Raw genomic sequence first — 26,794 nt, forward strand, 5'->3', positions numbered from 1 at the left:
TATGTTTGTTTAGGTAAATTGTCGTATTTTTGTATCCTTAGTGTGCTAATATACAATGAAATATAATAAAACATTAGAAGGTAGGATAGCGGCTAGGATCGCACGCAAGAAGTCACCTGTTTTGTTGCGCGAAGACTTTGATGATCTGGGTGGATACGACCAGGTCGGAAGAGCCTTATTGATGCTTACTAAAAAAGGAAAACTGGTTAAGATCGGATACGGACTGTACGCTAAAGGAAAGATATCTTCCTTAACAGGCAATACCGTGCCAGTGGAACCCCTGCCGGAGCTGGCCCAGAAAGCTTTGGTCCTTCTTGGGGCTGATCCTGGCCCATCCCGGGCAGCAATAGAGTACCAACAGGGGAACTCGACACAAGTACCAACCGGCCGGTCAATCAGTGTAAATAATCGGATCAGCCGTAAGATCGGCTATAACAATATAGCCGTTGCCTATGAACGCCGCGCCCAATAAAACACTTATTATAGAGGTTGCTCTCGAACTGGGTATCGATCCTGCCTTTGTAGAAAAAGATTGGTATGTCGTGCAAATGATCCGTGAAATTATCAGCACAGATCTTTTCGGTGCGCAGTTGATCTTCACCGGTGGGACTGCTCTATCTAAAGCTCATCGTCTTCTCCAACGCTTTTCTGAGGATATCGATTTCCGGCTAATCCTGCCTCAACAGCCACCATTATCCAGGAGTAGTCGGCGAAGACTTCTATCAGCAGGAACCGTCTAAAGGAAACGATTACCATGCTGTTTCCACCGGACGCCGTTAAATGGAAGTCAAGGGATGAGAATCACTTTTTTCGTTCGACATAGATTATCCATCCGTAGTCGATTCCTCGGCCCCACTTCGACCTCATCTCCAGATAGAGTTTACAGAGTCAGATCTATCGCTCTTACCTCTGCTCCGTTCAGTATCTTCTTTGATCGCTGAATTGACTAAAACGAATCCAGAAATACCTGCCGTCGCCTGCATCGACCCCGTGGAAAGTGCTGTTGACAAAATAAGCGCGTTGCTTTGGCGTGTTCCTGACCGGGTTCGCCAACCAAAAGACGACGATCCGGACCTAGCTCGACATATTCATGACCTGGCAGCCCTGCAACCCTATGCAATCGCCCACCCTGACTTTAAGCATTTGACAGTCGGGATGATTGGACAGGATGACCACCGCTGTGACAAGACCTCCGGCTTGCCAATAGTGCAAAAATTTCAGATATTAATGGAAATCCTAGCTACCGATACGGAATACGCTACCGAATACACTCGTTTCGTTCAGGGTATGTCATATGCTGCCGGCGGAGTACCAACCTATTCTAAGGCAATGGCAAAGTTGAAAGATCTTGTGGAACATATATTGGAATAGTGAAACGGTTTTGGATTCGAAAATAGCTTGTTACTAATCTGTCACTAATTTCGCTAAAACGCCCTGAAACCGGGTGTTTTCATTTTCTGTATTGGGAAGTAGTCGGCGAGTATTTTGCCCGCGGTTGTTGCGCGATATATTTGGAGACCCCTGATTTACAGGTGTATCAACTATCTTACAGGCCTGACGGACACTCATCCCCTTATCAGAGACCATTATGCTCACTGCTTCCCGTTTGTCGTTAGGCCACCGAACTTTTTTTCCAACACGTGCTTGACGGCATCGATCTCCAAAGTCATGTTGGCTACGATCCTTTTTTAGACGGGCGTTTTCTTCCTCCGGTCCTTCATACGCCTCACCTCATTGGCCTCCATACTGCCGTATTTTGCCTTCCAATTATAGAACGTGGCTTCGCTAATACCATGTTCCCGGGCGAAATCCTTGACGAATATGCCGGCTTCCTGCTGCTTGAGAGTGGAGATGATCTGAGTCTCCGTAAATCGTACTTTTTCCAAGTTTGGGCGTTTAAGTTAGAGATTTTTCTCTAACCCTCCGCGGACGACTTCCGGGGGCCTTAGACGTACACTGGCTTAAAATCAGTCAAATATTGTGGCAAATTGCACTTTTGAGATTTGATGGTTGCAATCTCGTAAAAATAAGGCCTAAAGTGTATCATAATACACTTTGTAAGGGAATAGTTGTAAAAATGGGTGATTTCACTAATGTCGTTGACTTAAGCAAGAAAAGGTGTTTTCACGGTGGGGTGGGTATTGATAATGAAGTAATTTGTAATGAGTATATAAGAAGGGGCGGTGTGATCGCCGAAAACCAAAAAAAGATTACCGGATCAAAGTAACCAACAAACTAAACTACCATATCAATGACAGCGAAGCATTCAAAGGCCGTCACACGCACGGCCAGGAAGGGGCCTTCACCAGGAATCGTCTGCTTCCGTTTGGTCATTTGATAATCAGTATATTAAGAATGGGAAAGACGGGACTACAACGGGAGATGGACCGCTTCTTAAGCGAGACGGAGAACGAGCAGTTCAACATCCGCAGGATCACCAAGAGTGGGTTCAGCCGGTCGAGACGGAAGTTGGCGCCCGAAGCGTTCCTTGAGCTCAACGATATTATCTGGAAGGACTTCTATAAGGAAGTCGATTACTACGGTTATCATGGACAGAAGCTGTTGGCGGTCGATGGCACTTATCTGAACCTGCCGAACCATCCGAGCATCCACGAGGAGTTTGACAGAAGAGGCATGGGTAGGGGAAAGAACAAAGACCTGCCCAAGAGCATGTGCCTGCTGTCCGCGCTGTATGATCCGGTGAACTATCTGACGTTGGATGTGCAGACCGGTCCGACGGATGGCAACGAACAAGACCTGTTATTGAAGCATCTGCCAAAGGTGGAGCGGGGAGATATATTGCTGCTGGATCGCGGATATCCTGGCGCAGCGCTGTTTGCCGGCTTGCAATCCAGGGGCATTCACTTCATCGTCCGGATGAGGGAGCACTGGTTGCCGGTCAGGGAGTTTAGAGCCAGCCGCAAGCGGGATACGATAGTAACGTTGACCGTGCCGGATAAATACTATGATAGCTTTGCCGAACAGTTCCCTCGATGAAAAGGGAAGTCAAATGCAGGCTGGTTAAGATAGCACTGGAGAATGGAGAGGAGGAAATATTGGGCACCTCGTTATTAGATACCGTAAAATACAAGCTGCCGGAACTCGGTGAACTGTATCAGATCCGCTGGGGTGCGGAGGAAGGTTACAAGATGTACAAGGCCCGGGTGCAGGTGGAAGCCTTCAGCGGCAAGACCGCTACCGCCGTTAAGCAGGATATTTATGCCAAGGTGATGATGATGACCTTATGTGCAGCACTGGCGTTCCCTATAGAGGAAAAGTCATTGCAGAAAGCACTGCAGATAAACAGAAAGGCAAGATCAGGCACCGTAAAAAGATCAACCGCACCTTTGCTTATTGGTCGACCAAATGTATCCTCATCGGCATGTTCATTAAAAGGACCATCAGATTAGCACTTGCTGTCTTCGACAAACAGGTGGCCGCTAACACAGAAATCGTTCGACCTGGCAGGCATGAAAACCGAAAGCGACGACCGCCAAGACTGTATCATATGAATTACAAAGACGTGTGAAACCCTTAAGTCAATGACATTAGTGTTTTCACGGTGCCTGAGCTTCATGAAGCCAAATTGTCCCTAATATATTCCCTCAACCCCTCATCCTCACAATAAACATAACACCCCTTCATCCCCCTCGTCATCAACGTCCTATATGTATTCTTAATAATCGCCCTCAACAAAATCTTCCCCTCCTCCGGCTTGTCCTTCATCAACTTCTTATACCCAAATATTGACTTATCATCCTTCGACCGTTTAGTCGGATCAACCAGCACTTGCCCGTCACGGTAAATTAAATCCTCTCCAATTATAACCCCAATATAATCAACCTCAAGCCCCTGGCAAGTATGTATACACCCAACCTCCTTAACTGAGTTAGGATCGATGATCCAGGTCGAACCATAGGACTTCAAGTTCCAGCGCATTTGAAAGTCGTACTCAGGAAAGGTAATATCATAAGCGCCAGCATCCTTCGCACTCTTCCAATCCCAACAATACCCCGCAACCAGCCTTGCCTTATTATTCACCTTGTTCTTCTCATAGATCAGGTCGCGCAACTCGGAAGGGCTTTCAACTACCCGAAAGTCGTATTTAAACCCCGATGACAAAAAGTTCTCATTAGCCGTCTCCCGGATCTGCAGCAGATTATCCAGCCACGCCAAATACCCATCCGACCCCGCACACCTAAACTGCGACGCCAGGCTCAATTTCGTGACCTTCGCCCCCAACTTCGCAGCCCACTCCTCGATGATCCAGCTCTCTGCATAGTCATTAATATGTACCCGCTGATCCTCATCAATAAAGAACGCAGAAAACGTAGCCGTATTAATAATCTCCTTGACCTGGTTCTCGCCCATCTTTAAAAACCCCGTCTGCTCCGTCAGCCGATGCGCCTCATCCACGATCAGGGCAGAAACCGAATTCTTCGGCGCCGACATAAACGACCCAGATGAGACAAATAAATTCTTCAGTTCGGGCTTGCGGCGATCAGGACTCAATTTATCAAAATAGACCTCCCGCGGCGCACTGGTCTTCGTGACATACTGCGCCATCAGCCCGCGGCGATTCAATTCCACCAACAGATTGACAGCGACCACGGATTTGCCGGTTCCCGGTCCTCCTTCGATTATAAGCACATTCTTCGTCTTCTCATTGGAATGCGCGGCAAGCCAGAGTGCCTCTTCATAAACTACCTTCTGGTCATCGATCATGATAAACTCCTGGTTACCCTTCATGATCGATCGAAGACTGTCGGCCAGACTTTTCGAGGGCCTGATCTTGCCGTTTTCGATCCGGGCAATCAGGTTGCGGCGGTCCCCGTGTCTCATGAATCGTTTGATAAACTCCCTCAGCTTGACCGCGTCCGGTTTGAGGAAGAGCGGAGCCTTCTCTATATAATAGCTGTAAAATTCATTGGTCAATACGTCATCCGGTGCATAGTTATGCAGATAGGCACAGGGCTGAACGAAGATGGACTCCTCTTCGATGGTCGCATTGAAAGACTGAAGCAACCCCGCGTACGACCAGGCCTGATAGGAAGGGTGTGTAGTCGTGTTCATCCTGCCCTGCAGCCGCGTGTCGACCATCCCGTCCTGCTCTGCTTGTCAGTCGGGCTTCCGACCAGCCTTTTAGCTCCACAATGATCAGATTGTCCCGGTTGCCATCTGAACCCGTAATCAGGAAGTCGATCCGTTTGGATGTACTTGGGATATGGTATTCGATGGAGATGCCGCAGTCATCGGGGATATCCTTGTCGTGAAGGACGGTGTCCATATAGTGGAGCGACTGCCGGTAGGCGTTCACCTCGCTGGCGGCGATGGCCTTGCCGGTGATAGTTTTTATGGCCCGCGTGATAATTCCGTCTATATCATTTGTCAGCACGTCATTGCTGAATTCCTCTTTGTTCTTCTGATAAACGATCATGGATAAGGATAATGCTTAGAGTTCGTTGTATTTTTTTGCGGTTCCCCTGGCCTTTTCAACCGGGTATTTTTGGTCGTTCAACCGGATCTTGTCCAGAATGATCTCCTTCACGTCCAACTGATGTTTGGCAGCGAGTAAAAAGCAAAAAGAAAATATATCGGCCAACTCCTCTTTCAATTTGTCTTTATTTACCTCCTCCGCAGCAGGCCCCTCCTTCCAAAGGAACAGTTCGTTCAACTCCGCCGCCTCGATGGAAATAGCCAGTGGCAAGATTCTTGGAGTCGTGAAACTGTGCCCACTGACGATCGTCCCGAAACTTCACAAGGGCATCTGTAATGGCTTGACTGTCAGACATGCTTTACGTTTGGGGTAAGTTATTCCAAAATTCAGAATTGACCAAAATATCGGGTCATTGCGTCAACGGCGGGCCATTGCGTATCGCCGGACTTTGCGGTCAATTTCCAATCCGTCCGCATATGCTCTACCTCCCAAACCCGTCTTTCCAGCGCCGCAAGACGGTAGGAGCCAATTAGCCCGTCCGATTCAAACTGTCCCCGCTTCCCTCCATCGTATTCAAAATACCAGGTCGATCCAAAATTCCGCATAAACTTATTCGGCATCAGCAACTCCGGGTTCAGACGTTCAAATCGGATGCCGGCGGCAATCGAAAGCAGTTTTTGGCTGGCCGCAGGGTCTGTCAGTATATAGAGGTTTATACTGTCTTTCCAGATATTGCCGGTATCGGGCGGGTTGGCGTCATTTTTATACCAGTAGAGGGTATCGCATGTGACCACCATGCTGTCATGGCCGATCTGCAGATGCACGTTCAGCTTTTCAATGTGATGCAATACTGGCGTCGGAAGTTCTACTATCAGGCCGTCCTCAGCCGTAAGTGTGTCTTCCCTGGCCGCGAGGTGATATCCTTTTTTCTGCATAGAATCTTCGATAGCTTGCAGATAACTGATCTGTATATTATCATGACCGTTGTTACGGATGATTTTGGCGGCGAAAAGCCGTTTGCCCCGGCAATATTGTTCCTGGACAAGGCTGTCACCACCGAAGGACAGCACCGCGACGGAGTATTGGCTCGACTTGCAGTCTTTATTCAGGTAGCCGTTAAAGAGAAGGTCGGTGTATCCATTTCCGTCAATGTCGGCTTTTTGCCATCGCTGCCCGCCGAAAGCAGCCAGCCGTTCCCGATAGTCGGGCAGCGCATCGACAGAATCCTCCGGATCGAATTCCAGAGAGGGATAGTCCGTATATAGCGTTCTTACCAGGCCCAGGACTTCTGCGTCCGACCGCAGGCTATCGATGCATCTCGGCCTTTTCGGATCGGCGTTTGCCCAGTGCTGAGTTTCAGTCAGGCCATACAGCAACTGGTGGATCTCCGCCAGTCCATAGGTTCCGCAGGTCCCGTAGTCGGTTATCGTTTTTGTCCGGCCGTCGTCGTAACTGATCCTCAGGGTCCCCGTACTCGCATCGGACGAACTGATTTCAAAACTATCTTTAAGGTTCACGAAATCAATCGCATTCAACAGTCCATAGAGCCGTTGGCAGGTACTGGAATCGAGCCGGGTTAGCAATACCCCTCCGGTCTTCTCGCCGTTATAATATTCGTATAGATCCTTCTTCATCCGGATGCTGTCCCTAACGATTCTGAGGGTCATATTGCCCCCAAAGGCAAGCCCATTAAAGCCACTGTAATCAATTTTTGTGATCTTTCTTTTTACCGCCGGCCCCTTTTCGATAAAGGCGTTGAATGCCCAAACCAGCGTATCTATATGGTATATGGCGTGGTATTTACCGGCAAAATAGCGTTGGTTGACTCGAATCGCCTGGAGATACTGTTTACCCCCTAGCTGTACCGGACGCGCAATAATATCTTCGAAGTGATCCAGTTTCAGTTCCCGTACAAAAAACTGTCCTTTCCAAAGCTTAGGATGGCCAGAGACAGCGACTCAGCGACCGGACCCGTTGTGGACTGGTAGTACTTCGAGCCGTTGAAAATGAGATCTGTTCTGCCATTGCCATCGGAGGTCGGCCTTCTCGAAAGATTGGAGATGGTAAAGTGCTGACCAGCGAGTCGAAGGAGGCGCGGGCGATCTGCCGGAAGCCAAGCGTGGAGGAAATTGAGCTATAGTCGGGAGCGACCTTCCGGACAAATTGTACAATTTCGTCTGTAGTTGGCAGTTTCTCTATCTGCGCCATGCAGCGGGACATGCCCAGAATGAGGATCGGGGCCAGAAGGAGGCGGAGGGCCATGGTATGGAGTTTAGGTAGAGATGGGCAGGAGGATAACGTTTGAGATGAGATTTTATGATTTAGAGCACCCTATCGTTTTTTTCGCTGAATAATTTCGGGATTTCCGAATTTGCGAAGAAGCCAGTCAATAGGAAATCCGCCTCCATACCCGATCTTTGGTCTATCGGAAAAATACAACGATGAAAAACATTCTGTTACGCTTTCTTTTCCTGCAGGCATCTCTTGCCACCTCCCTCATCTCCACCGCCCGGGACCTCCTCCAGTACGTCGACCCGGAGGTCGGCACCGCCCACAGCCGCTGGTTCTATTACACCCCCGCGGCCGTCCCCAGGGCATGGCCAAGCTGGCGCCATCTACCAACGGCCACTACGGTAACGCCAGCGGCTGGGAAGCAGTAGGCTACGATACCCGCCAGAATTCCATCGAAGGATTCGTTCATTTTCACGAATGGCAGGTGGGCGGGGTCTGCTTCATGCCGACGGTCGGGGCCCAGAGAACGGTGCCTGGCGACCTCGATAAACCCGGCAGCGGCTATCGGTCCGCATTCGCCAGGAAGAACCAGCAGGCGGAACCTGGCTATTATAAAGTGCTGCTCGATGACTACGACATCACCGCCGAGCTCGACCGCCACCAAAAGAGTCGGGTTTCACCGGTATACCTTCCCGGCCAGCGACCAGTCCCATATCATCCTCGACATGGGCAGCGTTCAGGGGAAAGCGGCCCCGTGACAAACGCCGGCATTAAAATGGTTGACCCCACGCACTTTGAGGGCTACGTGATCACCAACCCCAAATATGTCCAGAAATACGACCCGGGCGGGAAAGTGAGCATGTACATCTATGGTGAAGTCTCGAAAGCACCACTGTCGACCGGCAGCTTTACCACCGGCTTGAACCTCAACTATACGACAACCCGCAATGAACAGATCGGCATCAAGGTCGGCCTCTCCTACACCTCCATCGCCAACGCAAAAGCAAACCTGCTCGCCGAGGCAAAAGACCTCAGCTTCGATGAGGCGAAAGCAAAGGCACAGGAGGAATGGCGCCGCCAGCTGGGCCGCATAACGATCACCGATACCAGCCGGACCAACAAGGTCAAGTTCTATACCGGCCTCTTCCACGCGCTGCTGGGTAGGGGAGTGGCCAGCGACGTGAACGGCGCCTATCCGAAACACGGCGGCGTGGCCGGACAGCTGGAGCCAAACAACTATAACTTTATCAATACCGACGCCATCTGGGGCGCTTTCTGGAACCTTACACAGCTGTGGTCCTTGTCTTATCCCGAATATTACAGGGATTTTGTCCATACACAGCTGCAGGTCTGTGCCGACAAAGGCTGGTTTGGTGACGGGATCGCCAACAGCGAATACGTATCCGGTGTGGGCACCAATCTCGTAGGTCTCGCGATAGCCGCAGGCTACCAGACAGGTCTGCGCGACTACGATGTCGAAAAGGCGTGGCAGGCCATAAAGAACAACGAGCTGGGCTGGAAGGACCGGCCGGTCGGGTCCGGTAAAATGGATACAAAAGCATTCCTGAAGTATGGCTATTCCCCTTATCTCGAAGAAGACCGAACCGACAGCTCCGGTGCGCATTTCTCCGCCTCGCATACCCTGGAGTACAGCTTCAGCGCCTTCGCCGCAGCGCAGATGGCGAAGCGACTGGGCAAACAGGAAGACTATGAACAGCTGATCCGGCTTTCCAACGGCTGGCGCCTTCTCTATAATCCGACGAACCAACTCCTGCAGCCCAAAACAGCAGCCGGCTCCTTCATCGATAAATTCGATCCCTACGCGCCATGGCGCGGCTACCAGGAAGGCAACGCCATGCAATACACCTTCTATGTTCCGCAGAATCCGCACGATCTGGTCGCCACGCTGGGCCGCGACTACTTCAATGAACAGTTGAACGACATTTTCGAAAAGTCCGAAAAGGACGGTTTCGGCGGCGGAAAAACGATCAATGCGTTCGCGGGCATCACCTCCATCTATAACCACGGCAACGAACCAAGCCTTCATGTCAGCTGGCTCTTTAATTTTTCCGGAAGACCGTGGCTCACGCAGAAATGGACCCGCGCCATTTGCAACGAATTCTACGGTATCGAACCCATACACGGCTATGGTTACGGTCAGGACGAAGATCAGGGGCAACTCGGCGCCTGGTATATCATGGCCGCCCTGGGCCTGTTCGACGTAAAAGGCTTTACGGACGCAAAGCCCATCGTAGAGCTCGGCAGCCCGATTATTCAAAAGGCAGTTATCCGGCTGGGCAATGGAAAACAGCTGAGCATTGAAACAACCAACAACAGCGCCGCCAACCTTTATGTCCAGTCCGTGCAGTTCAATGGCCTGCCATTGCACGACTGCTGGCTGTACCGCGACGATCTGATGAAGGGCGGCAAACTGCTCTTCATCATGGGCCCAACACCAAATAAGCAATGGGGAGTTAAAATACCTCCGCCGTCAGCGCAATAATACCGGTGCAACACGAACTTCCCGGAATACGTCACTTCCCCTTCTGATAAATCACACCCCCTGCCTGATCGTCATCGCCACATGATAAAAAGCACTGTTATCCTTCGCCGGGTCACCATCCAACAACACAAAATCCGCATCCAACCCCTTCTTGATCGCCCCCGTGGAATCTCCAAACCCTAACCTTGCCGCCGGAACAGTAGTCAACGTCGCCAAGATCTGCGAAAATGTCAATCCAGCCTGCGCCAGGTGGTCAAATTCCTTCGTCAGCGACGGATAGTCCGTCAAAAACCCGATGTCCGTTCCAAACATGATCTGGCCGCCGATGTCGGAATAGCTCTTTATCTCTTTCAGGATCCCATCGAAATCCTGGTCCTTGTCAAAAAGGGTCAGTGTAGGGATCAGCGTGACATTGGCGGCCTTTAGCCGACGTGCGACCGTGCTATCCCATTTGGATGGTTCTTCCGAAGCGTGTGCCAGCACATCGACGTGACCGGCAAGCACCAACTCGATACCCTCCATATTCGTCGGGTGGGCGAAAACAAGTTTTCCCTTGCTATGCGCCTCCGCCGTAGCTGCCTGCACGACGGGCAAAGGCATCGGCTTAAACTCAAGATGGCCATTGGGGCGCATGATGCTGACCGCCATCAGCTTCACGATATCCGAGCCCTGGCCGAGCTGTTCATCGACGATTCGAACGGCATCTGCAGGCGTCGCCGCTTCCCCCATTTTTCTGACAACTGCCACCACATCGGGTGGTAAACTTTCCGTGACATAGTAAGGAATGCCATCCTTCGGATAAATGATCATACCCGCCGTCAGGATCCGGGGACCCTTTACCTCTCCAACAACCACCCTGCGTCTCAACGCGAGCGTATTCTGGAGCAGCGACCCAACGTCTACAACCGACGTAAAACCATAGCGCGTCAGCATGTCCTGCATTTGCGCAGTCAGCTGTTGGGCGGGTAGCTGGCCAGCCCCATTCCACTTCGCTTCCATGAAATGAACATGGGAATTCCAGTAGCCGGCAACCAGCGTCTGCCCCTTGCAATCGATCGTTTGTATGCCTGAAGGCACCGCTATTTCCCCTTCCCGCCTACGGCAATGATCTTTCCGTGCGAGACAATCACGACCCCGTCCGGGATCGGCGCCTCATCCGGCGCGGGATAGATCAGTGCTCCGGTGAGGGCGTATTCATCGGATAGGGTGGTCGGCTGCGCCTGGGCTGAGCTTTCGAATGACAAAAAGATAACAAGCAATAACGAATAGACTAATCGCATTTAATGATTTTTTACCGGCGAATGTGGTGCAATTGGGCTGCCAAATTCCAAACTACTTATAACCAGCCGTTTAGGTATTTGTGAAACGCCAACCTGTTCGCTAACGGCACACCGGCGTCTGATAGCGATACAATCGAAAAAGTTTTATATCTTACCAGCCCATGAAAAAAACATTACTCCTAATCCTTCTACCATTTTTCGCCTGTCACAAGAACTCCACACCCCCTACACTCCCACCGCCGCCGCCTCCCGAGATTACCCAAAGCCTGAGTCTGACCATATCCAATCTAAACCCGGACAACTATGACAGCGTCATGGGTCATGTGTCGGATAGCTTTTCCTGGTCGGTTCCCCACGCTTACGGCGACACGGCGATTGTTCTAAACGGTCGATATTATCCACCGTCCAATTCGACAACTCTTATTTTGGAAAATCTGATCACCGCCTACGGTTTAGCCGGGGCTGTTGGTGGGGGAGCCTATATATCGGTCAACGGAGGGAGCACCGCGTTCAATACGATCGGGCTCACCATCGGGCTTCCGGCGGATACCTCTTATATAAATCTCGGATATTCGAGTGCGGGCTTTAGCGGCGGATCTGCCGTTTTCGGCGATACGGTAGTGGTCAGTCGAACTTATGGCACCGGTCTTGCCAGGATGATCAACTGGTGGAAGAATGAGGCCATTCCGCTAAATGACTCGGTGAGCAAATATGTAGACACCCGTACCAATCCGATCTGGATAACAGCACAGGACACCATTATGCTGACCAGCAAAAACTATATCGGCAACGACCTGGTGGTCAGCGGCACATTTTCGGAACAGCTCATTACCGGATTATCGTTTCCCTACGCCGGGTCCTATTGCCGGAAGAGTTGGTATGTCAAAGGCAGGTTCTCGAATATGATCTATGTGTTCAGGCCGCGGTGATGAAATCTCGACTATTGTGCTTAGATTTAATAAAAAAACAAATGAAAAGCACCCTCCTTCTCTCCCTCCTCCTCCCTAACCGCGACCGTCAACTCATTTGCTCAGGAAAATAAAACCACGGACATGGCCAGCACAGAAAGCGGACTGATCAAAATTTCCATCCTGTACCCCTACGCCGAAGGCAAGACCTTCAATATGGAATACTATGAGACCAAACACATGCCCATGGTCGCCAAATACCTCGGCTCCAATCTGGTAAAGTACACCATTGAGAAAGGCCTCGCCAGCGGGATGCCCAACCAGCCGCTGCCCTATATGGCAGTCGGCGCTTTTTACGTAAAAAGCCTCGAGGAATACCAGGCAGCGATTGCCCCGAACCGGGACGCCATCAGGGCCGACTTCGCCAATTATACGAATGTTGTTCCGGTGATTTTGGTTAGTAAGGTGGTGAAATAGCCGCCGCGGGACGGACCTGGGCCGATGAATCGCCAGCGGTTATAGCTTCGCCGACTGCAGCCGCTCCATTACCGACTGTTTATATAGTCGCCCAATGGGAATTTCACATGGCCCTATTTGCACGGCCAGTGCATTATAACCGGAGATTTTGCTGAGCGAGACAATGTACGAGCGGTGCACCCGGATGAACTTATGATCGGACAAGATATTTTCAATTACACTGATCGCCCGCTTTACCAGAAAATGCCGGCCTCCTGTAAGGTAGATCTTCACATAGTCTTTCCAGCTTTCGACGTACTCGATCTCATTTACAAAAACCTTTTTCATATCCCTGTCCACCTTCAGGTAGATAAAAGCAGCCGGGTCAGGCGCTTCACTCACAGCGGCCGAAGACACCTCTCGGCCCATCATCCGGTTCAATTTAGTGATGGATTTAAAAAACCGTTCAAAAGAAACCGGTTTGACCAAATAATCCACCGCATCCAGTTCAAAACCATCGATCGCATATTCCCGGTAAGCCGTAACAAAGATCACCTTGGGCGGATGGGAAAGATTTTTCAAAAACTCAGTACCGATAATACGGGGCATTTTAATATCGAGAAAAATGACATCGACCGTCTTGTGCCGCAATACGCCAAGTGCTTCAATCGCATTTCTGCACTGGCCCACGATTTCCATATCATTAAGGGAAGAAATATATTTCACCAGCACTTTCAATGCCGGGGGCTCGTCATCTATAAGAAGGCAACGCAGCTTCATGTGGCAATAGTTTGAGCAGTTACAGGAGGGCGATCCGGCATTGTATGGGCCAGGATGCCGGAGCTCAGTTTGACCATTAATGAAACCGCAAAGAAATCCCCCTCGTCGTTGATCTTCAGTTCATGTTTTCCGGGGTAAAGAAACTCGAGGCGTTTTTCACATTGTCGATGCCAATGCCATGATTACTGTGCGGGACATATTCGTTTTTGCTATTGGTGATCTTGAATTTTAATATATTGTTGGCTACAGATAGATCCACTCCCATCCATGGTTTTTCGATTTGCTCCGATGCGCCATGCTTAAAAGCATTTTCCAGAAAAGGGAGCATCAGCAACGGTGATATAAAATACTCGCTGATATTACCTTCCACAGTCCACGAAATTTCTATTTTATCGCCATAGCGCTCTTTTTCCAGACCGATATAATTCTTCATGATCTCCACCTCTTTCTCCAGCCTGACTTCCTCGGCCTTGCAGTCATAAAGCATATAGCTGAGCAATGATGAAAGTTTCAAAATAAGTTCGGGTGTTTTTGGCGATCTGTCGAGAGAAAAGGAGTAGATATTATTAAGGGTATTGAACAGAAAATGCGGATGCACCTGCGCCTTCAGCAGCGCAGCTCGGCCGTTATTTTTCCTGTTGCGCCCGCAGGAAGTCCCTTTGCTTCAGTAACCACTGCTTCCCAAGCGATAAAGAAGAGAAACAGGCCGTAGTAGTCATCACGCAAAGAAAACACTGCCATGCATAGTCATCCCCGTACGGCATGCCCAGCCGGTCCAGCACAGGAGCAGATACATACCGCAGATAATAAACGCTCAGGAACCAACCGACTGCAAGCCAGAAAAGGAGTGAGGCAAGGAATAGAAGGTATTTGCCTTTCAACAGCAGCACTGGGAATGGCGATGTAGGCGAAGGGATAACTGAAGGCCATAAAGACCGGGATCCAAAGCCCGATGCGAATAAGATGGCCGGTGAATCCCGACCAGATCAGAGTCAGAAAGCAGGCCCATCCCAAAAGCCATGACAGCCAGAACGAGACGTGCCGCAGCACCCCGTATTTCCGGGAAAAAATAAACTCGTTTGTGTTGATCATATTCAGGCTGGTGGCTTGCTTTACACAATTTAAGCAATTAAAGCACAGGATTTATTCGCCTGAGGACAAAATAGACAAACGACATTCAATCCCAGACAAACAACATTTTTCTCTCTTAAAAGCCACACAGCTGTTTTACGGGCCTTGTTTCCGGCAAACGCACCTGTTCAGCGATTAGAGTTCATAGTAGAAAAACCTGTTTCTATTTTGCCCCTGCTAACTAATACTAAATACTAAAAAATGAAACAGAAAATCGTCTACGCAATGGTGCTGATTGCCACGGCATCATTGTTGAATCTTGCGTGTCGTAAACACTCGAACCCGGACACCAACGGTCATCAGCAGCAGACCAGGGAACTATTCTTCGGATGTCGTAAAAAATGGCTGGGCGTCCAACTACCATTGCTGTACAGCCCCGCTGTCTCTTATGGGGTCAACGCCGGAAGATACATGGCTTATTGTGGCGTCGCCCTATACGAAGCCGTGGTGCCGGGCATGCCCTCCTACCAGAGTCTTAATGGCCAATTGAACGAAATGCCCCAGATGCCTCCAACGGAGCCCGGCAAAGCCTATCACTGGCCCACCTGTGCCAATGCCGCCCTTGCCGAAATGACCAGGCGACTTTTTACCTTCACCCCCGCAACGACCGACGCCGTACAAAAACTGGAAGATAGTTTGAATGGAGCGTATGCAACGGAGATCGGCGACACCGCGATCTTCCAACGGTCAAAAGCCTTCGGAAAAGCCGTAGCCGAAAAGATCTTCACCTGGTCCACTACAGATCATCCCTGGTCTTCAAATCCGCCGCTGGTACTCACCAACAACAGCCCTGGCCTGTGGTGGCCGGAAAATAATAACCCTACCATTGCCAGCGGCCTTGCCTACTGGGGGGATACCCGCACCATGGTTGCCGGCAGCATCGATAACGTAACCTCGACGCCCTATGTTTATAATGATGCAGACGTGACCTCTCCTTATTACAAGGATTATAGGGAGGTCTATGACCTGTCGAAAAGTCTGACCTATGATCAAAAGCGTCTGGCCAAATATTATGACGACCCGGCTGTGGGTGGTTATCCGTCAGGATCGAGCTATATTGCCGTATTCAAACAGATTCTTGATCAAAAAGATCCGGCGCTCGATATGGCCGCATATGCTTATGCCAGGACGGGGATGAGCCTGTTCGATGCCACCATTGGATCCATGAAAGGGAAATTCCATTTTATGCAGGAAAGACCCTTTCAGTTCATTCGCAGGGTCATAGAGCCCTCCAACGACCCGGCTACCTGGTGGAAACCGTATATTCCCACACCGCCCTATCCCGATTTTCCCGCAAACCATGCCGTGTTTAGCGGTGCGTTCGCTCAGGCACTCACCATTGTATTTGGCGATCCTGTAGCTTTCATAAACGACACTTACAAAGGCAAAATGATCGATCTGGGAAAAGGTTCGGAGGACATGGGCAGCTATTCCTACGGTTCGTTTCTTGAATTTGCCAATGCTATCGCCATTTCGAGAGTGTATGGGGGTATCCATACCCGTCATGCGGTGGAAGAGGGCACAAAACAGGGAATAAAAACAGCAAAAAACATCGACAGTAAGGTGAAATTCCGGAGGGATTGACACCTATTCCGCCCGCAGCGTCCTGACTGGTGGGGCCAGCGCCGCCCGGATCGCCTGGAGGCTGATCGTCAGCATCGCGATCAGCAGGGCCGTCACTCCCGCCGCGGCAAAGATCCACCACGCCGAAAAGATGTCGATCCGCGAAGCAAACCCATCCAGCCAGCGCCGCATCAGCCAGAAGGACAACGGTGTCGCCACCACGAACGCGATCCCGACCAGCACCAGGAAATCTTTCGACAATAATCCGACGATGCCCGAAACGCTCGCTCCCAACACTTTTCGCACGCCGATCTCTTTGGTCCGTTGCAGGGTGCTGTAGGAGGCGAGCCCCAGCAATCCCAGACAGGAGATAAGGATAGCGAGCATGGCAAAATAAAGGAACAGTCTTCCGAACCGGTCTTCGGCACGGTATTGCCGGTCGAATAGCTCGTCGACGAAGGAGTAACTGAACGGCCGGTTCGGAATGACCCTGTGCCAGGCTTTTTCGATCGCAGCGATCGTATTGGGCAGATTGGAGGTGTTCACCTTTATGGAGAGCATACTGCATCCACCCGGCTCGATCCGCAGGCTCAGCGGCCGGATCTCCTCCTGTAAACCCCGGTAGTGGAAGTCCCTGACCACCCCGATGATCTTGCCTTTTCTGCCCCACTGGTCGAAATTGCGGCCGATCGCCTCCTGCGGACTGGTATAGCCCAGCATCTTCAGCGCGCGCTCGTTGATGACCATGGACTGCGCTGGTGTCGGCGCCGAAATCCCGTGAAAAGGTCCGGCCCGCCACTATCTTCATTTCGTATTGCGGGATAAAGTCGAAATCGACGAAGAAAAGATCGGGAGAGCAGATCTGCATTTCGCCTTTCCGGTTCTGGATGATCGAGTAGGCATTCATCGCGCCCGATCCGGGGGTGGTCGAGGACATGGCCGTCGATACCACACCGGGCAGTTTTTGGATATCGTCTTTCAGCGCGATCCGGTGGTCGTCACCGTGGGTGTCCAGCACCAACTCCTGCTGCTTGGAGAACCCGAGTTCCTGCTGCCGCATATACCTCGAGCTGGTAGCCCGCCAGCAGGGTGGCCGCGATCAGCCCGATGGAAATAGTGAATTGCGAGATCACCAGCCCTTTTCGAAGGAGCATCCCGCGTGTCCCTGTGGCAAAGCGCCCCTTTAGGACGATGATCGGCTGAAAACCGGACAATACCAGGGCAGGGTAGATGCCGGCCAGCAGCCCGATGCCCAGACCGATCAGCAGCAGGGCAAGAATATAGCTGGGGTGATCGAGTATCCCGGTACTGATGGTCTTCCCCGCCAGAAAATTGAAGGCGGGTAACAGCGCCGCGCATACGCCGACCGAGAGTACGAATGCGATCAGACAGAGGATCACCGACTCGCCGAGAAACTGCGCCGTCAGCTGACGTCGTTCCGCTCCGATCACCTTGCGTATCCCGACCTCTTTGGCCCTTTCCGTAGACCGGGCGGTCGACAGATTCACGAAATTGATCGCCGCGATCAGCAGGATAAAGATCCCAACGATGCTGAAGACATAGATATTCGTCAGACTGCCCCTGGCGTTTCCGGGTGTCGACTTCAGATAGACGTCTTTCAGCGGCTCGAGTATATAGGTATAGGTCTGGTTGTTGTCCTTCATGAACTTGCCGATATGGTCCACTAGAAAAGCGGGGAATTTTTTTGCAGCGCCTCCGGACTCGTGTGGGGCTTCAGCAGGAAATAGGCCATGACCCCAAATCCTCCCCAATTCTTGTCCCTCGTGGAGTCTCTCTGACTATTGTACATCGACATCAGCATATCCGTTTTCAGCTCGGTATTCTCCGGCATGTCCTTCATGATGCCTGTGACGGTCGCCAGCTGGTTGTCGCCGAATACCGTCAACTGCTGTCCCATCGGATCGGCAGAGCCGAAATACTTTTTGCCGCAGTCTCCGAAAGAACCACCGTCAGCGGTCCCTTCAGGGCGGTTAGGGGATCTCCTTTCAGCAGGGGAAATCGAATACCTCGAAGAAGGTCGAGTCGGCAAACGCCATATTTTCCTCCTGGATCTTGATCTCCCCGCGGCGGACCAGTATATTGCCCGGACTAAAGCGCACCTGCTTCTCGATCTCGGGAAAATCCTTTTTGGCTGCCACCGGCATCGCAGGCGCCGCGACGCTGAAGTGCAGGACTTCCGAGGGATTGTTGATGTCCGTTACTATGTTGTAAATCCGGTCGGCTTTGGAATGGAAGTGGTCATAGCTGAGCTCAAATGTCACATACAGGAAGATGAGAAAGCAGGCCGACATACCGATCGTAAGACCCATGATGTTAAGAAAGCTGAAGCCCTTGTGCCGCCAGAGATTGCGGAAGGCAATGCGGAGATAGTTTTTTAGCATAATGGAGGGGATGTGCCTGGACGGCGTAAATAGCATGCCAGATTGGTAACAGGCTATTTTTCAATAGACTATGATGCTTTGTCCCGGTGGGACTGTTCGGTTTTGGAATAGATGGTGTGCGGTGGCAGACATTTACCTGCTGTATATCACCCGCCCATCAGCCGTCCTCAGTTGCACGAACTGGACATCGGAGATCCCATTCGATATAAAACCAATCCCGGTGATCAGGCCGGCCGATTCCGCATACGCATTCGAGTAAGCCTTCCTGCCGTCGATAAGGATACTCACCTTCTTTTCCCGTACCGTAAATTCCAGGTCCCGCCAGTCGCGAAGATCGGCGCCCAGTCCCGAAAGATCGGTGGTCCTGCCGCTGAGTTCGTTCTCCCCGAATTGTGCGGCCAGGATGCCGGTGCAGCCTTTTGGGGTACTTCGGAAGTACATGAAATTATGCTGACAATAGATCTCGCACATCAGCAACGGACAGGATTCATTGTTCACCGGCTTTATCCTGACCCTGCATCTCAGCGTGAAATTGTCGCTGCTATACCGGATGTCGGAGGGGAACCAGGTATTGCAATACACATTGTTTTTTTGCGGGTCGATATGACTCGCCAGCAGCTCGTCGACAGTTAGCCTGAGCATGCCCGTATCCCGGTGCGTGATATATTGCGGCCGGCTGCCGGGCTTGTACTCTATCGCATAGAACAGCCAGCGGTCTGTTGGGATGCTGACCGGCACGGTCTTGATGATCTTGTCACCGGCTATCAGTTTGGCGGTATGATAGCCCGGCTCGTAATAGATATCCGTCAGAGTATAGGAATGTTTATAAACCTGCACTCTGCGGTTGCGGTCCCAGGACTGCTGGATGAAAAAACTGTCCGCCTCTACCGAGTCCACATTGTAGTTGAATATGACCGTATTGGGGATGTCGTTGCCGGTAACTTTTGTGGCGGAAAAATGGGCTTTGCCGGTATTGGCCGGACCGGGCTTGCCGGACATCAGGATCGCAAAGGTTCCCAGAAGGACCAGGATCAGGACGCCTCCCGCAATGAGGACGCGGGCCTTGAACCGCGGCCCCGGCCGGCGGCTGCGATGAACTTTCCCTGGGCCGGCGGCGCGCTCCTGGATGACGGAGGGCTGCCCGATGACGGCGGGCTGCTGGATGACGGCGGGCTGCTTGCCGGCGGGGTCCTCCTCCAAAATAGCGTTCGCCCTGGTAAAATCCCTCCAATCCACATACCCCGCCGCAACGGCAATAGCATTCAGCGTAGCCACTGGGGTATCCGGGCAAACTGCCCGTTGAGCAAGCGCTTGATCGTTGACAGACTGATCATTACACCGGTCTTTGACTCGATAGTATCGCATAGCGCGACCATATCTCTTTGTATCAGGTCACCGGGGACGGGAAGCCCGGCCCGGCTACACGCTTCGGCCAGGCAGATCTTGACCAGCCGGTGTTCGTTTTGTGAATTGGACGGCATTTGAACGGCTTTTGACAGTGAGTTCCAGCGGAGTCCGGATAGTTTTGATGGTAAATATAAAACACTATGAACAGATTCTTTAAGGCCGTGCTTCTCACGGGGCTTTTCGTTGGGACGACCGACCTGCTCTACGCCTTTACCTCGCAATGGATCAATTCCGGAAAATTCGCCGACAAGATGTTCAAGGGCATCGCATCCGTGGCCGTCGGGAGGGACAACGCGTTTCCGGGTAACGAATGGATCGCCGCACTGGGCCTTTTCTTTCACTATTTTATCGCCTTTTCGTTCACCCTGTTCTTCTTTTGGGTCTTTCCCAGGGTCAGGCTTCTGCGGTTTAACAAGTACCTGATCGGCATCCTTTATGGCATATTCGTCAATGTAGTGTTTGAACAGGTCATACTGCCTCTCTTCATTCCCAGGTGGCCCTTCAGCCTTCCGAAGGCGTATATCAACTGGATCTGTTTTGGCATCCTGTTCGGGATCCCGATCGCCTGGAATGCCTACAGGTATTATAAAGTGCCCAAATATGAGATGTAGCGGCCTGAGCACAAGCCCCCTCATTTTGGCTACAAGTTCCCCCGGTTAAGCTACAACCACCCACCGGCGCCTCCCGAACTTTGTTGTATCAAAATTTAAATACAACATATGAAAGTTTGGTTCATTACAGGCGCATCACGGGGTTTTGGACGCATCTGGGCCGAGGCCGCACTCCGGCGTGGCGACAGGGTCGCAGCTACAGCACGCAATCTGGCAAGCATCGCAGACCTCAACCAGAAGTACGGAGACAGCGTCCTGACGCTGCAACTCGACGTGACTAACCCCGACCAGGTGAATGAGGCCGTCGGGCAGGCACACGCCCAGCTTCGGAAGGCTCGATATCGTCCTCAACAACGCCGGATATTCACTCGTCGGTACGATCGAGGAATCCAGTGCCGGCGACGTCCAGGCCCTATACGATACGAACATTTTCGGTCCTCTTTCTGTTATAAAGGCTGCACTGCCCTTGCTGCGGCAACAGGGTGGGGGCCGTATCCTCGGCGTATCGAGCAGCCTGGGCCACGTGACACTACCGGTGATCGGGTATTACTGTTCGTCAAAATGGGCTTTTGAAGCGATTCACGAAAGCCTTGCAGAAGGAGGTCAAACCATTTGGTATCAGAGTAACGATCATAGAACCCGGCGCCTATGCCACCGAGTTTGGAAGTCAGGAATCCCTGAAATTCGCGTCAGGCCTGGACATCTACGGTGATTTTAAGACGCAGTTCTTCGGACGCCTCGGAAGCCTGGAAAGAGGCGACCCCAATGCGACGCCGGAGGCTATGTTCAGGATCGTGGATTCGGACAATCCGCCGCTGCGCTTCTTTCTCGGCAGCCAGAGTTTACCATGGGTGCGGGGCGTATACGCCGAGCGCCTGGCCGGCTGGGAAGCCTGGCAGGAGGTCTCCGCCTCGGCACAGGGCGAAATAACAAAGTAAAATGAAAAATCAGCTTCATAAATTTGAATCGTTATCGGATGCGCACCGGGCCTTTGGTTTACAGGGCCCCTGCATCCTTTGATCAGTCTCATAAACGGCGCCCATACCCCGGTCGACCGCAGCGTATTGTCCCAGTCCCATGTGCTGAGCTTTTATAAGATCTCTTACAAGCCCCGGCTCAGCGGCAAGCTGAGATACGGACAGGACTACTATGACTTTGATGGAGGCGGCCTTTTATTCGCTTCTCCCGGCCAGATCATCGGCGGCCATGGCGAAGACAACACCGGCCAGTGTTCCCAGTATACACTGCTGATACACCCGGATTTTTTATGGAATTACCCGCTGGCGGCGACGATCAAACGATACGGCTTTTTCTCTTATTCAGCCAATGAAGGACTGCATCTGTCGGATACCGAAAAGGCAACCATCATCTCCGTTTTTCAGCTGATCGAAGAGGAGTTGAAGAGCAGGATAGACGATTTTAGCCAGGACGTCGTGATCGCGCAGATCGAACTCTTGCTGAACTACGCCAATCGCTACTACAAACGCCAGTTCATCACCCGCAAAGCGATCAGCAACGGTCTGCTGCAGCAGTTGGCATCTGTCCTTGACGAATACTTCGAACACTCACTGAACAACGGGATACCCACCGTACAGTCGCTTTCGGAAAAGCTGAACTTATCGCCGAGCTATCTGAGCGACATGCTGCGTTCACTGACCGGCCTCAGCGCCCAGCAGCATATCCATAACAAGCTGATAGAAGTAGCGAAAGAGAAGCTGTCCATCACCAGCCTGTCTGTGAGTGAGATAGCGTACGAGCTGGGGTTTGAGCACCCGCAGTCTTTTAGCAAATTGTTTAAAACAAAAACCAACCTTTCACCGTTGGAGTTCAGACGATCTTTTAATTGATTTAAAATATTTCTTTCGTTCGATCGTCTTCCTTAGATATGGCAAAAAAGACTTCCCCTGATCCTCCTGATCTGGCTCTGCGCCGACCTTTATTTTTACCAGGCCGTCAGGACCCTCGTACATTCCGACACCCTTTCGTGGGTATATTGGCTGATTGACCCATTGATAATGACCGGTATTATCACCGGCATTTTCATCCGGCGGGGCTCCCGCCTGCAGCAGCACCTGATCACCTGGATGATGGGACTGATGCTGCTGGCCTTTATCCCCCGGCTATTTTCGGCTCCGATCCTATTGGCCGAAGATCTTGTCCGCCTGTTCCGGGGTTTCCCGCCAAGGGCGGTTTGGGTGAGCGAGCTGACCCTGGCCGTGGCCGCGGCGCTATTCCTTCTCGTACTGTTCGGCATTACCCGAGGGCGGCATTTTTATCGCGTACGGCGTGAAACGATCCATTTCCCGGATCTGCCGCAGGCTTTCGACGGATTTACCATCACACAGATCACGGATGTCCACTCCGGCAGCTTTACCAACGCGGCCGGCGTACAAAAAGGGCTCGACCTGGTCAATGCACAGCGGAGCGACGTCATTCTGTTCACCGGCGACCTCGTCAACAACAAGGCCTCCGAAATGGATAGATGGATAACCGCTTTTCCGGACTAAAAGCTCCCATGGGAAAATTTTCGGTCCTGGGGAACCACGACTACGGTGACTATATCCAGTGGGAGACACCCGACGCAAAACAAGCCAATCTGCGCCAGTTGAAACAGGTGCATACCGAGATCGGCTTCCGTCTTCTCCAGGACGAAGCGATCACCCTCCAAAAGATGGTCAGTCCGTTGTCCTTCTCGGGGTGGAGAACTGGGGTAAGGGCGGCTTCCACAAATACGGCGACCTGAAAAAGGCCACCGCCACCGTGCCGGATGACGCTTTCAAGATCCTGATGTCACACGATCCCTCACACTGGGATGCCGTAACGCTCGAGCATCACCAGCATATCCATCTTACGCTGTCTGGGCATACGCACGGCATGCAGTTCGGCGTCGACCTGTTTGGTTTCAAATGGAGTCCTGTGCAATATGTGTATAAGCAATGGGCCGGCCTCTACCGTCAAAAAGATCGTTTTCTCTACGTCAACCGCGGTTTTGGCTTCCTGGGGTTAAAGGGTCGCATCGGGATGTGGCCGGAAGTGGCGGTGATCACGCTGAAAAAGGGCCAGCGCCATTGATACTCAATAACCAAATTTGACCTTGAAGGAGTTTTAGCGTAGTGCGGTTCCGTCTGCTGGCGCGGTTGTTGTCGATTTTGGTTCTAAAACCTTGCCACATGAGAGTCAAAACGACATCAGCAGGCCTGCTGGCGCTGCTCCTTGCCTTTGCGATCCCTTCCTGTAAACGCGACAATACCGCAGTCACCGCGATCAATAATCCCGGTCCCGTCGCCACTCTTCCACGCGCCGTCAATGAAACGGTCAGCGTATGGATGACGACCCCCGACCAATCCAAACTCTTACAACAGCAGACGAGCATCAATTTCGCCGCGGACGCCGGCAGCAACCCCATCACCGTGACCGTCGACGAGGCCACCACCTACCAGGTGATTGACGGCTTTGGATATGCGCTGACCGGCGGGAGCGCTTCCCTGATCAATGGGCTGGGCGCCAATCAGAGTACCTTTCTCAACGACATCTTCTCTACCGCTGCCGGACACGTCGGATCGGCCTTCGTGCGCGTATCCATCGGGGCCTCCGATCTCAGCTCGTCGGATTTTACCTATGACGACATGCCGTCGGGACAGACAGACCCCAATCTGACGCACTTCAGCATTGCGCCGGAAATGACGGACCTCGTTCCGGTCCTGAAAAAGATCGTCGCGATCAACCCTTCGATAAAGATCCTGGCGACGCCCTGGACAGCGCCAGTATGGATGAAGACCGGCGTCGGCGGCAACGGCGGCTTCACTGCCGGTAGCCTGAACACGGCTTATTACGACGCCTATGCGCGCTACTTCGTAAAATATATCCAGGCCATGCAGGCGCAGGGGATCAGCATCTATGCGATCACGCCGCAGAACGAACCGCTGAATCCCTATAACAACCCGTCGATGACGATGCAGGCGGCGGAAGAGGCCAATTTCATCAAAAACAATCTGGGACCTCAGTTCGCGGCCAACGGGATCAGCACAAAGATCATCGCCTATGACCACAACTGCGACCGGCCGGACTATCCCGAGGCGGTGCTGGGTGATGCCGGCGCCAATCCCTATGTGGACGGTTCGGCGTTCCACCTGTACGGCGGCGATATCAGCGCAATGACGACAGTACACAATGCCTACCCGAACAAGAATGTTTATTTCACGGAACAATACATCGGTGGCCCCGGCAATTTTGGCGGCGACCTCGCCTGGCATGTCAACAACCTCATCATCGGCGCGCCGCGCAACTGGAGCCGCGTCGTGCTGGAATGGAACCTGGCGGCCGATCCCAACTACAATCCGCATACCAGCGGCGGCTGCGGCAATTGTCTGGGTGCGGTGACGATCTCGGGCAACAGCTATACGCGCAATACCGCTTATTATACGGTAGCTCATGCCTCCCAGTTCGTAAAGGCGGGTGCGCTGCGGATCTCCTCCAATACGTTTTCGACGAGCATCCAGAACGTCGCCTTCAAAAACCCCGACGGCTCAAAGGTCGTCGTGGCGCTGAATACCGCCTCGTCGAGCCAGTCGTTCAAGATCAAATGGGGTGGAGAGTCCTTCACCTATGCGCTGCCCGCCGGAGCCGTTGCCACTTTCACGTGGACCGGTACCCCATCGAATGGGACTTCGGGTCCCCCGATCGGCCAGACCATCACGCTGAAAGGGTTTAATAATTTATACGTAAGCGGGGAGAACGGTACAAAGGCCATGACCTGTACCCGCACCACCGCCGGCACCTGGAACAATTCCTCGTCGTCGACGCCGGCAACGGCAAAGTCGCGCTCCAGAGCATGGGCAAATATGTGTCCAGCGAGAACGGGACGATGCCCATCACCTGCAACCGGGCCGCCTATAGTGACTGGGAGGAATTCACCTGGGCCGTCAACGCCGATGGCACCATCACGCTGCAGGGCAACAACGCAAAATTTGTTTCCTCCGAAAATGGGCAGCAGGCCATGACCTGCAACCGGACCACCGCTTCGGGGTGGGAATCGTTCAAAGTAAACCAATAAGGACCGTGGGGCCCCTGTCGTGGGGCCCCCTACCTCCACTCCAGCTTCACCCCCACCCCATCCGGGCTATTGGGAAAACCAATAAAACTCGTCTTCCCAACCCCATCCCACGACGTCTTCACTTCACTCACCGGCTTACCGGCCGAGTCAGTCACCACAATCCTCCGCGGCTGGGAAGGCAGCAACACCCGCATCACATTCGTCGTATTCACCGGACCCTTCGCTACAAATGAATATGACTTCCCCGAGACCTTTTCCTCATATACCCGCGACGCCGACGCCAGCACCTGCGGCCGACCCGGGTCGGGCACCAGCGAGATATTATACAAACAGGCCTGCTGCCCGGGCGACACCGATTTCTCCGTCAACACCGGCAGTGAAGGATCAAACAGGTCGATCAGTTTCCCCCGGAGCGTATACGGCTTCTTATCCTCCCCCTCATCCAGCACCGACACGATCTCATAAGGCCCGCGCCGCAGATACAGACTATTCTTATAGTCCACAGGAATAAACTGCCCCACCCGCGCCCGCAGCACAGAATCACCGCCCGCCTCCAGCACATACTCCTTTGGATCTCTGCGAAGAACACAAACACTCCCCTTCCCAACCGTATATACCCCCTCCTTCGGCGCTCGGCCAAGACCAAGAAGAACAAACAAATCATCCGCAGGGCAGGCAAAGTCCCTGCCACCGGAATTCCACCACTCCTTCACCGTCTGAAACGGGTCGTCGTCCCGTCCCGAATAAACGATCACCCCTCCATTCTTCACCCACCGCGCCAGCGCCACATGCGCCTTGTCATCCAGCGGCTTCATATTCGAATACGACATCAGCAACAGCTTCGTATCGGCGAACGCCTTCTCATACCCCACATTTTCCAGATGAACGATATTGACCGGCACACCCCGCTTCAGGAAGGGCAACGCCTCCCCATAAAAATTGGACAGCAACGGATCGGACAATTTCGGATTGGTTGCATAACGATGAAACATCCCCGAAGTCTCATAGAAATTGGAAAAATAGGGATCCTC

35 protein-coding genes and 2 pseudogenes are annotated in these 26,794 nt (G+C 52.3%); 19 read left to right on the plus strand and 18 right to left on the minus strand.

The window, feature by feature from the left end; translation table 11 throughout:
- The first annotated feature begins 55 nt into the window (after positions 1-55).
- The 3 genes from ACQ86N_RS02855 (at position 56) to ACQ86N_RS02865 (ending at position 1,371) form a co-directional block, all read left to right on the plus strand.
- A complete protein-coding gene (locus tag ACQ86N_RS02855) occupies positions 56-472 on the plus strand; it encodes a DUF6088 family protein (protein ID WP_431213856.1) in 417 nt (138 codons plus the stop codon).
- Complete coding sequence (locus tag ACQ86N_RS02860) at positions 453-740, plus strand: nucleotidyl transferase AbiEii/AbiGii toxin family protein (protein WP_431213857.1); 288 nt, start codon at positions 453-455, stop codon at positions 738-740. Before ACQ86N_RS02855 ends, ACQ86N_RS02860 begins: the two co-directional genes overlap by 20 nt.
- Positions 741-819: 79 nt before the next feature.
- On the plus strand, positions 820-1,371 hold the full coding sequence (locus tag ACQ86N_RS02865) for a nucleotidyl transferase AbiEii/AbiGii toxin family protein (RefSeq protein ID WP_431217957.1): 552 nt from the start codon (positions 820-822) through the stop codon (positions 1,369-1,371).
- Between the two features lie 317 nt (positions 1,372-1,688).
- Here ACQ86N_RS02865 and ACQ86N_RS02870 read toward each other — a convergent pair whose 3' ends face one another.
- Positions 1,689-1,886 carry a transposase gene (locus ACQ86N_RS02870; RefSeq protein ID WP_431213858.1) on the minus strand — a complete coding sequence of 66 codons (198 nt, stop codon included), beginning with the start codon at positions 1,884-1,886 and terminating at the stop codon, positions 1,689-1,691.
- Positions 1,887-2,382: 496 nt separating this feature from the next.
- Between ACQ86N_RS02870 and ACQ86N_RS02875 the strand changes: the two genes are divergently transcribed.
- Both ACQ86N_RS02875 and ACQ86N_RS02880 read left to right on the plus strand, forming a co-directional pair.
- Entirely contained in the window at positions 2,383-2,997 is a 615-nt protein-coding gene (locus ACQ86N_RS02875; protein ID WP_431213859.1) for a transposase, read from the plus strand.
- Positions 2,994-3,410 (plus strand): hypothetical protein, encoded by a 417-nt coding sequence (locus ACQ86N_RS02880; protein ID WP_431213860.1) that lies wholly within the window; start codon positions 2,994-2,996, stop codon positions 3,408-3,410. The genes ACQ86N_RS02875 and ACQ86N_RS02880 overlap by 4 nt, the downstream gene beginning before the upstream one ends.
- A 163-nt stretch (positions 3,411-3,573) precedes the next feature.
- On the opposite strand, the gene ACQ86N_RS02885 is transcribed toward ACQ86N_RS02880, so the two are convergent.
- The 5 genes from ACQ86N_RS02885 to ACQ86N_RS02905 form a co-directional block, all read right to left on the minus strand.
- On the minus strand, positions 3,574-5,073 hold the full coding sequence (locus ACQ86N_RS02885) for a DNA/RNA helicase domain-containing protein (RefSeq protein WP_431217958.1): 1,500 nt from the start codon (positions 5,071-5,073) through the stop codon (positions 3,574-3,576).
- Positions 4,955-5,437 carry a hypothetical protein gene (locus tag ACQ86N_RS02890; protein WP_431213861.1) on the minus strand — a complete coding sequence of 161 codons (483 nt, stop codon included), beginning with the start codon at positions 5,435-5,437 and terminating at the stop codon, positions 4,955-4,957. Before ACQ86N_RS02890 ends, ACQ86N_RS02885 begins: the two co-directional genes overlap by 119 nt.
- Positions 5,438-5,452: 15 nt before the next feature.
- Positions 5,453-5,707 (minus strand): MazG-like family protein, encoded by a 255-nt coding sequence (locus tag ACQ86N_RS02895; protein WP_431213862.1) that lies wholly within the window; start codon positions 5,705-5,707, stop codon positions 5,453-5,455.
- A 116-nt stretch (positions 5,708-5,823) separates the two neighbouring features.
- On the minus strand, positions 5,824-7,104 hold the full coding sequence (locus ACQ86N_RS02900; RefSeq protein WP_431213863.1) for a hypothetical protein: 1,281 nt from the start codon (positions 7,102-7,104) through the stop codon (positions 5,824-5,826).
- Positions 7,105-7,372: 268 nt separating this feature from the next.
- Complete coding sequence (locus ACQ86N_RS02905) at positions 7,373-7,699, minus strand: hypothetical protein (RefSeq protein ID WP_431213864.1); 327 nt, start codon at positions 7,697-7,699, stop codon at positions 7,373-7,375.
- A 179-nt stretch (positions 7,700-7,878) separates the two neighbouring features.
- On the opposite strand from ACQ86N_RS02905, the gene ACQ86N_RS02910 reads away from it, so the two are divergent.
- Complete coding sequence (locus ACQ86N_RS02910; protein ID WP_431213865.1) at positions 7,879-8,097, plus strand: hypothetical protein; 219 nt, start codon at positions 7,879-7,881, stop codon at positions 8,095-8,097.
- Positions 8,034-10,172, plus strand: coding sequence for a GH92 family glycosyl hydrolase (locus ACQ86N_RS02915; protein ID WP_431213866.1), 2,139 nt, complete (start codon positions 8,034-8,036; stop codon positions 10,170-10,172). Before ACQ86N_RS02910 ends, ACQ86N_RS02915 begins: the two co-directional genes overlap by 64 nt.
- 51 nt (positions 10,173-10,223) lie before the next feature.
- Here ACQ86N_RS02915 and ACQ86N_RS02920 read toward each other — a convergent pair whose 3' ends face one another.
- Positions 10,224-11,249: an amidohydrolase family protein gene (locus ACQ86N_RS02920; RefSeq protein ID WP_431213867.1), complete on the minus strand. Its 1,026-nt coding sequence runs from the start codon at positions 11,247-11,249 to the stop codon at positions 10,224-10,226.
- A gap of 2 nt (positions 11,250-11,251) precedes the next feature.
- Complete coding sequence (locus tag ACQ86N_RS02925) at positions 11,252-11,452, minus strand: hypothetical protein (RefSeq protein ID WP_431213868.1); 201 nt, start codon at positions 11,450-11,452, stop codon at positions 11,252-11,254.
- A 425-nt stretch (positions 11,453-11,877) separates the two neighbouring features.
- Here ACQ86N_RS02925 and ACQ86N_RS02930 point away from each other — a divergent pair, with 425 nt between their 5' ends.
- Positions 11,878-12,381: a hypothetical protein gene (locus tag ACQ86N_RS02930; RefSeq protein WP_431213869.1), complete on the plus strand. Its 504-nt coding sequence runs from the start codon at positions 11,878-11,880 to the stop codon at positions 12,379-12,381.
- Between the two features lie 123 nt (positions 12,382-12,504).
- Positions 12,505-12,837, plus strand: coding sequence for an EthD family reductase (locus tag ACQ86N_RS02935; RefSeq protein WP_431213870.1), 333 nt, complete (start codon positions 12,505-12,507; stop codon positions 12,835-12,837).
- A gap of 39 nt (positions 12,838-12,876) precedes the next feature.
- On the opposite strand, the gene ACQ86N_RS02940 is transcribed toward ACQ86N_RS02935, so the two are convergent.
- From ACQ86N_RS02940 to ACQ86N_RS02950, 3 genes are all read right to left on the minus strand, one after another.
- The gene (locus ACQ86N_RS02940; RefSeq protein ID WP_431213871.1) at positions 12,877-13,596 is read right to left on the minus strand and encodes a LytR/AlgR family response regulator transcription factor; all 720 of its coding nucleotides are present in this window, start codon (positions 13,594-13,596) and stop codon (positions 12,877-12,879) included.
- Between the two features lie 115 nt (positions 13,597-13,711).
- A complete protein-coding gene (locus tag ACQ86N_RS02945) occupies positions 13,712-14,209 on the minus strand; it encodes a sensor histidine kinase (protein WP_431217959.1) in 498 nt (165 codons plus the stop codon).
- Between the two features lie 13 nt (positions 14,210-14,222).
- Positions 14,223-14,486 (minus strand): hypothetical protein, encoded by a 264-nt coding sequence (locus ACQ86N_RS02950; protein ID WP_431213872.1) that lies wholly within the window; start codon positions 14,484-14,486, stop codon positions 14,223-14,225.
- A gap of 442 nt (positions 14,487-14,928) precedes the next feature.
- Here ACQ86N_RS02950 and ACQ86N_RS02955 point away from each other — a divergent pair, with 442 nt between their 5' ends.
- Positions 14,929-16,311 (plus strand): vanadium-dependent haloperoxidase, encoded by a 1,383-nt coding sequence (locus ACQ86N_RS02955; protein ID WP_431213873.1) that lies wholly within the window; start codon positions 14,929-14,931, stop codon positions 16,309-16,311.
- 3 nt (positions 16,312-16,314) lie between these two features.
- On the opposite strand, the gene ACQ86N_RS02960 is transcribed toward ACQ86N_RS02955, so the two are convergent.
- The 6 genes from ACQ86N_RS02960 to ACQ86N_RS02985 all read right to left on the minus strand — a co-directional run bounded on the left by ACQ86N_RS02960 (position 16,315) and on the right by ACQ86N_RS02985 (position 20,173).
- Entirely contained in the window at positions 16,315-17,037 is a 723-nt protein-coding gene (locus ACQ86N_RS02960) for an ABC transporter permease (protein WP_431213874.1), read from the minus strand.
- Positions 17,038-17,288: 251 nt separating this feature from the next.
- On the minus strand, positions 17,289-17,975 hold the full coding sequence (locus ACQ86N_RS02965) for an ABC transporter permease (protein ID WP_431213875.1): 687 nt from the start codon (positions 17,973-17,975) through the stop codon (positions 17,289-17,291).
- On the minus strand, positions 17,975-18,208 hold the full coding sequence (locus tag ACQ86N_RS02970) for an ABC transporter permease (protein ID WP_431213876.1): 234 nt from the start codon (positions 18,206-18,208) through the stop codon (positions 17,975-17,977). Before ACQ86N_RS02970 ends, ACQ86N_RS02965 begins: the two co-directional genes overlap by 1 nt.
- A gap of 88 nt (positions 18,209-18,296) precedes the next feature.
- Positions 18,297-18,692 (minus strand): ABC transporter permease, encoded by a 396-nt coding sequence (locus ACQ86N_RS02975; protein WP_431213877.1) that lies wholly within the window; start codon positions 18,690-18,692, stop codon positions 18,297-18,299.
- Positions 18,693-18,824: 132 nt separating this feature from the next.
- A complete protein-coding gene (locus ACQ86N_RS02980) occupies positions 18,825-19,967 on the minus strand; it encodes a hypothetical protein (protein ID WP_431213878.1) in 1,143 nt (380 codons plus the stop codon).
- Entirely contained in the window at positions 19,955-20,173 is a 219-nt protein-coding gene (locus ACQ86N_RS02985) for a hypothetical protein (protein ID WP_431213879.1), read from the minus strand. The genes ACQ86N_RS02980 and ACQ86N_RS02985 overlap by 13 nt, the downstream gene beginning before the upstream one ends.
- 66 nt (positions 20,174-20,239) lie before the next feature.
- On the opposite strand from ACQ86N_RS02985, the gene ACQ86N_RS02990 reads away from it, so the two are divergent.
- From ACQ86N_RS02990 to ACQ86N_RS03030, 9 genes and pseudogenes are all read left to right on the plus strand, one after another.
- Complete coding sequence (locus tag ACQ86N_RS02990) at positions 20,240-20,710, plus strand: hypothetical protein (RefSeq protein WP_431213880.1); 471 nt, start codon at positions 20,240-20,242, stop codon at positions 20,708-20,710.
- Positions 20,711-20,818: 108 nt separating this feature from the next.
- Positions 20,819-20,971, plus strand: a pseudogene (locus ACQ86N_RS02995) (short-chain dehydrogenase/reductase); the annotation flags it as partial.
- Between the two features lie 34 nt (positions 20,972-21,005).
- Positions 21,006-21,248 (plus strand): annotated as a pseudogene (locus tag ACQ86N_RS03000) (SDR family NAD(P)-dependent oxidoreductase); the annotation flags it as partial.
- A 31-nt stretch (positions 21,249-21,279) separates the two neighbouring features.
- Positions 21,280-21,648 (plus strand): hypothetical protein, encoded by a 369-nt coding sequence (locus ACQ86N_RS03005; RefSeq protein WP_431213881.1) that lies wholly within the window; start codon positions 21,280-21,282, stop codon positions 21,646-21,648.
- Positions 21,649-21,726: 78 nt separating this feature from the next.
- The gene (locus ACQ86N_RS03010) at positions 21,727-22,557 is read left to right on the plus strand and encodes a helix-turn-helix domain-containing protein (RefSeq protein ID WP_431213882.1); all 831 of its coding nucleotides are present in this window, start codon (positions 21,727-21,729) and stop codon (positions 22,555-22,557) included.
- A 168-nt stretch (positions 22,558-22,725) separates the two neighbouring features.
- Positions 22,726-23,217: a hypothetical protein gene (locus ACQ86N_RS03015; protein ID WP_431213883.1), complete on the plus strand. Its 492-nt coding sequence runs from the start codon at positions 22,726-22,728 to the stop codon at positions 23,215-23,217.
- Positions 23,218-23,225: 8 nt separating this feature from the next.
- Entirely contained in the window at positions 23,226-23,453 is a 228-nt protein-coding gene (locus ACQ86N_RS03020) for a hypothetical protein (protein ID WP_431213884.1), read from the plus strand.
- Complete coding sequence (locus tag ACQ86N_RS03025; protein WP_431213885.1) at positions 23,408-23,782, plus strand: metallophosphoesterase; 375 nt, start codon at positions 23,408-23,410, stop codon at positions 23,780-23,782. The genes ACQ86N_RS03020 and ACQ86N_RS03025 overlap by 46 nt, the downstream gene beginning before the upstream one ends.
- Before the next feature lie 98 nt (positions 23,783-23,880).
- On the plus strand, positions 23,881-25,710 hold the full coding sequence (locus tag ACQ86N_RS03030; RefSeq protein WP_431213886.1) for a glycoside hydrolase family 30 beta sandwich domain-containing protein: 1,830 nt from the start codon (positions 23,881-23,883) through the stop codon (positions 25,708-25,710).
- 82 nt (positions 25,711-25,792) lie between these two features.
- On the opposite strand, the gene ACQ86N_RS03035 is transcribed toward ACQ86N_RS03030, so the two are convergent.
- Complete coding sequence (locus tag ACQ86N_RS03035; protein ID WP_431213887.1) at positions 25,793-26,755, minus strand: hypothetical protein; 963 nt, start codon at positions 26,753-26,755, stop codon at positions 25,793-25,795.
- Positions 26,756-26,794 lie beyond the last annotated feature (39 nt).

The sequence above is a fragment of the Puia sp. P3 genome (assembly GCF_050632245.1).
Classification (GTDB): domain Bacteria; phylum Bacteroidota; class Bacteroidia; order Chitinophagales; family Chitinophagaceae; genus Puia.

What these genes read in the sequence shown, in the direction of transcription:
- ACQ86N_RS02860 (WP_431213857.1), top strand. Translation starts at nt 453, where the DNA reads ATGAACGCCGCGCCCAATAAAACACTTATTATAGAGGTTGCTCTCGAA.
- ACQ86N_RS02985 (WP_431213879.1), bottom strand. Translation starts at nt 20,173, where the DNA reads ATGCCGTCCAATTCACAAAACGAACACCGGCTGGTCAAGATCTGCCTG.
- ACQ86N_RS02955 (WP_431213873.1), top strand. Translation starts at nt 14,929, where the DNA reads ATGAAACAGAAAATCGTCTACGCAATGGTGCTGATTGCCACGGCATCA.
- ACQ86N_RS02885 (WP_431217958.1), bottom strand. Translation starts at nt 5,073, where the DNA reads ATGAACACGACTACACACCCTTCCTATCAGGCCTGGTCGTACGCGGGG.
- ACQ86N_RS03015 (WP_431213883.1), top strand. Translation starts at nt 22,726, where the DNA reads ATGACCGGTATTATCACCGGCATTTTCATCCGGCGGGGCTCCCGCCTG.
- ACQ86N_RS02890 (WP_431213861.1), bottom strand. Translation starts at nt 5,437, where the DNA reads ATGATCGTTTATCAGAAGAACAAAGAGGAATTCAGCAATGACGTGCTG.
- ACQ86N_RS02925 (WP_431213868.1), bottom strand. Translation starts at nt 11,452, where the DNA reads ATGCGATTAGTCTATTCGTTATTGCTTGTTATCTTTTTGTCATTCGAA.
- ACQ86N_RS03020 (WP_431213884.1), top strand. Translation starts at nt 23,226, where the DNA reads ATGGGAAAATTTTCGGTCCTGGGGAACCACGACTACGGTGACTATATC.
- ACQ86N_RS03030 (WP_431213886.1), top strand. Translation starts at nt 23,881, where the DNA reads ATGAGAGTCAAAACGACATCAGCAGGCCTGCTGGCGCTGCTCCTTGCC.
- ACQ86N_RS02875 (WP_431213859.1), top strand. Translation starts at nt 2,383, where the DNA reads ATGGACCGCTTCTTAAGCGAGACGGAGAACGAGCAGTTCAACATCCGC.
- ACQ86N_RS02935 (WP_431213870.1), top strand. Translation starts at nt 12,505, where the DNA reads ATGGCCAGCACAGAAAGCGGACTGATCAAAATTTCCATCCTGTACCCC.
- ACQ86N_RS02900 (WP_431213863.1), bottom strand. Translation starts at nt 7,104, where the DNA reads ATGACCCTCAGAATCGTTAGGGACAGCATCCGGATGAAGAAGGATCTA.
- ACQ86N_RS02970 (WP_431213876.1), bottom strand. Translation starts at nt 18,208, where the DNA reads ATGGGACAGCAGTTGACGGTATTCGGCGACAACCAGCTGGCGACCGTC.
- ACQ86N_RS02855 (WP_431213856.1), top strand. Translation starts at nt 56, where the DNA reads ATGAAATATAATAAAACATTAGAAGGTAGGATAGCGGCTAGGATCGCA.
- ACQ86N_RS02940 (WP_431213871.1), bottom strand. Translation starts at nt 13,596, where the DNA reads ATGAAGCTGCGTTGCCTTCTTATAGATGACGAGCCCCCGGCATTGAAA.
- ACQ86N_RS02905 (WP_431213864.1), bottom strand. Translation starts at nt 7,699, where the DNA reads ATGGCCCTCCGCCTCCTTCTGGCCCCGATCCTCATTCTGGGCATGTCC.
- ACQ86N_RS02960 (WP_431213874.1), bottom strand. Translation starts at nt 17,037, where the DNA reads ATGGTCATCAACGAGCGCGCGCTGAAGATGCTGGGCTATACCAGTCCG.
- ACQ86N_RS03035 (WP_431213887.1), bottom strand. Translation starts at nt 26,755, where the DNA reads ATGTTTCATCGTTATGCAACCAATCCGAAATTGTCCGATCCGTTGCTG.
- ACQ86N_RS02880 (WP_431213860.1), top strand. Translation starts at nt 2,994, where the DNA reads ATGAAAAGGGAAGTCAAATGCAGGCTGGTTAAGATAGCACTGGAGAAT.
- ACQ86N_RS02990 (WP_431213880.1), top strand. Translation starts at nt 20,240, where the DNA reads ATGAACAGATTCTTTAAGGCCGTGCTTCTCACGGGGCTTTTCGTTGGG.
- ACQ86N_RS02915 (WP_431213866.1), top strand. Translation starts at nt 8,034, where the DNA reads ATGGCCAAGCTGGCGCCATCTACCAACGGCCACTACGGTAACGCCAGC.
- ACQ86N_RS02910 (WP_431213865.1), top strand. Translation starts at nt 7,879, where the DNA reads ATGAAAAACATTCTGTTACGCTTTCTTTTCCTGCAGGCATCTCTTGCC.
- ACQ86N_RS02975 (WP_431213877.1), bottom strand. Translation starts at nt 18,692, where the DNA reads ATGCTAAAAAACTATCTCCGCATTGCCTTCCGCAATCTCTGGCGGCAC.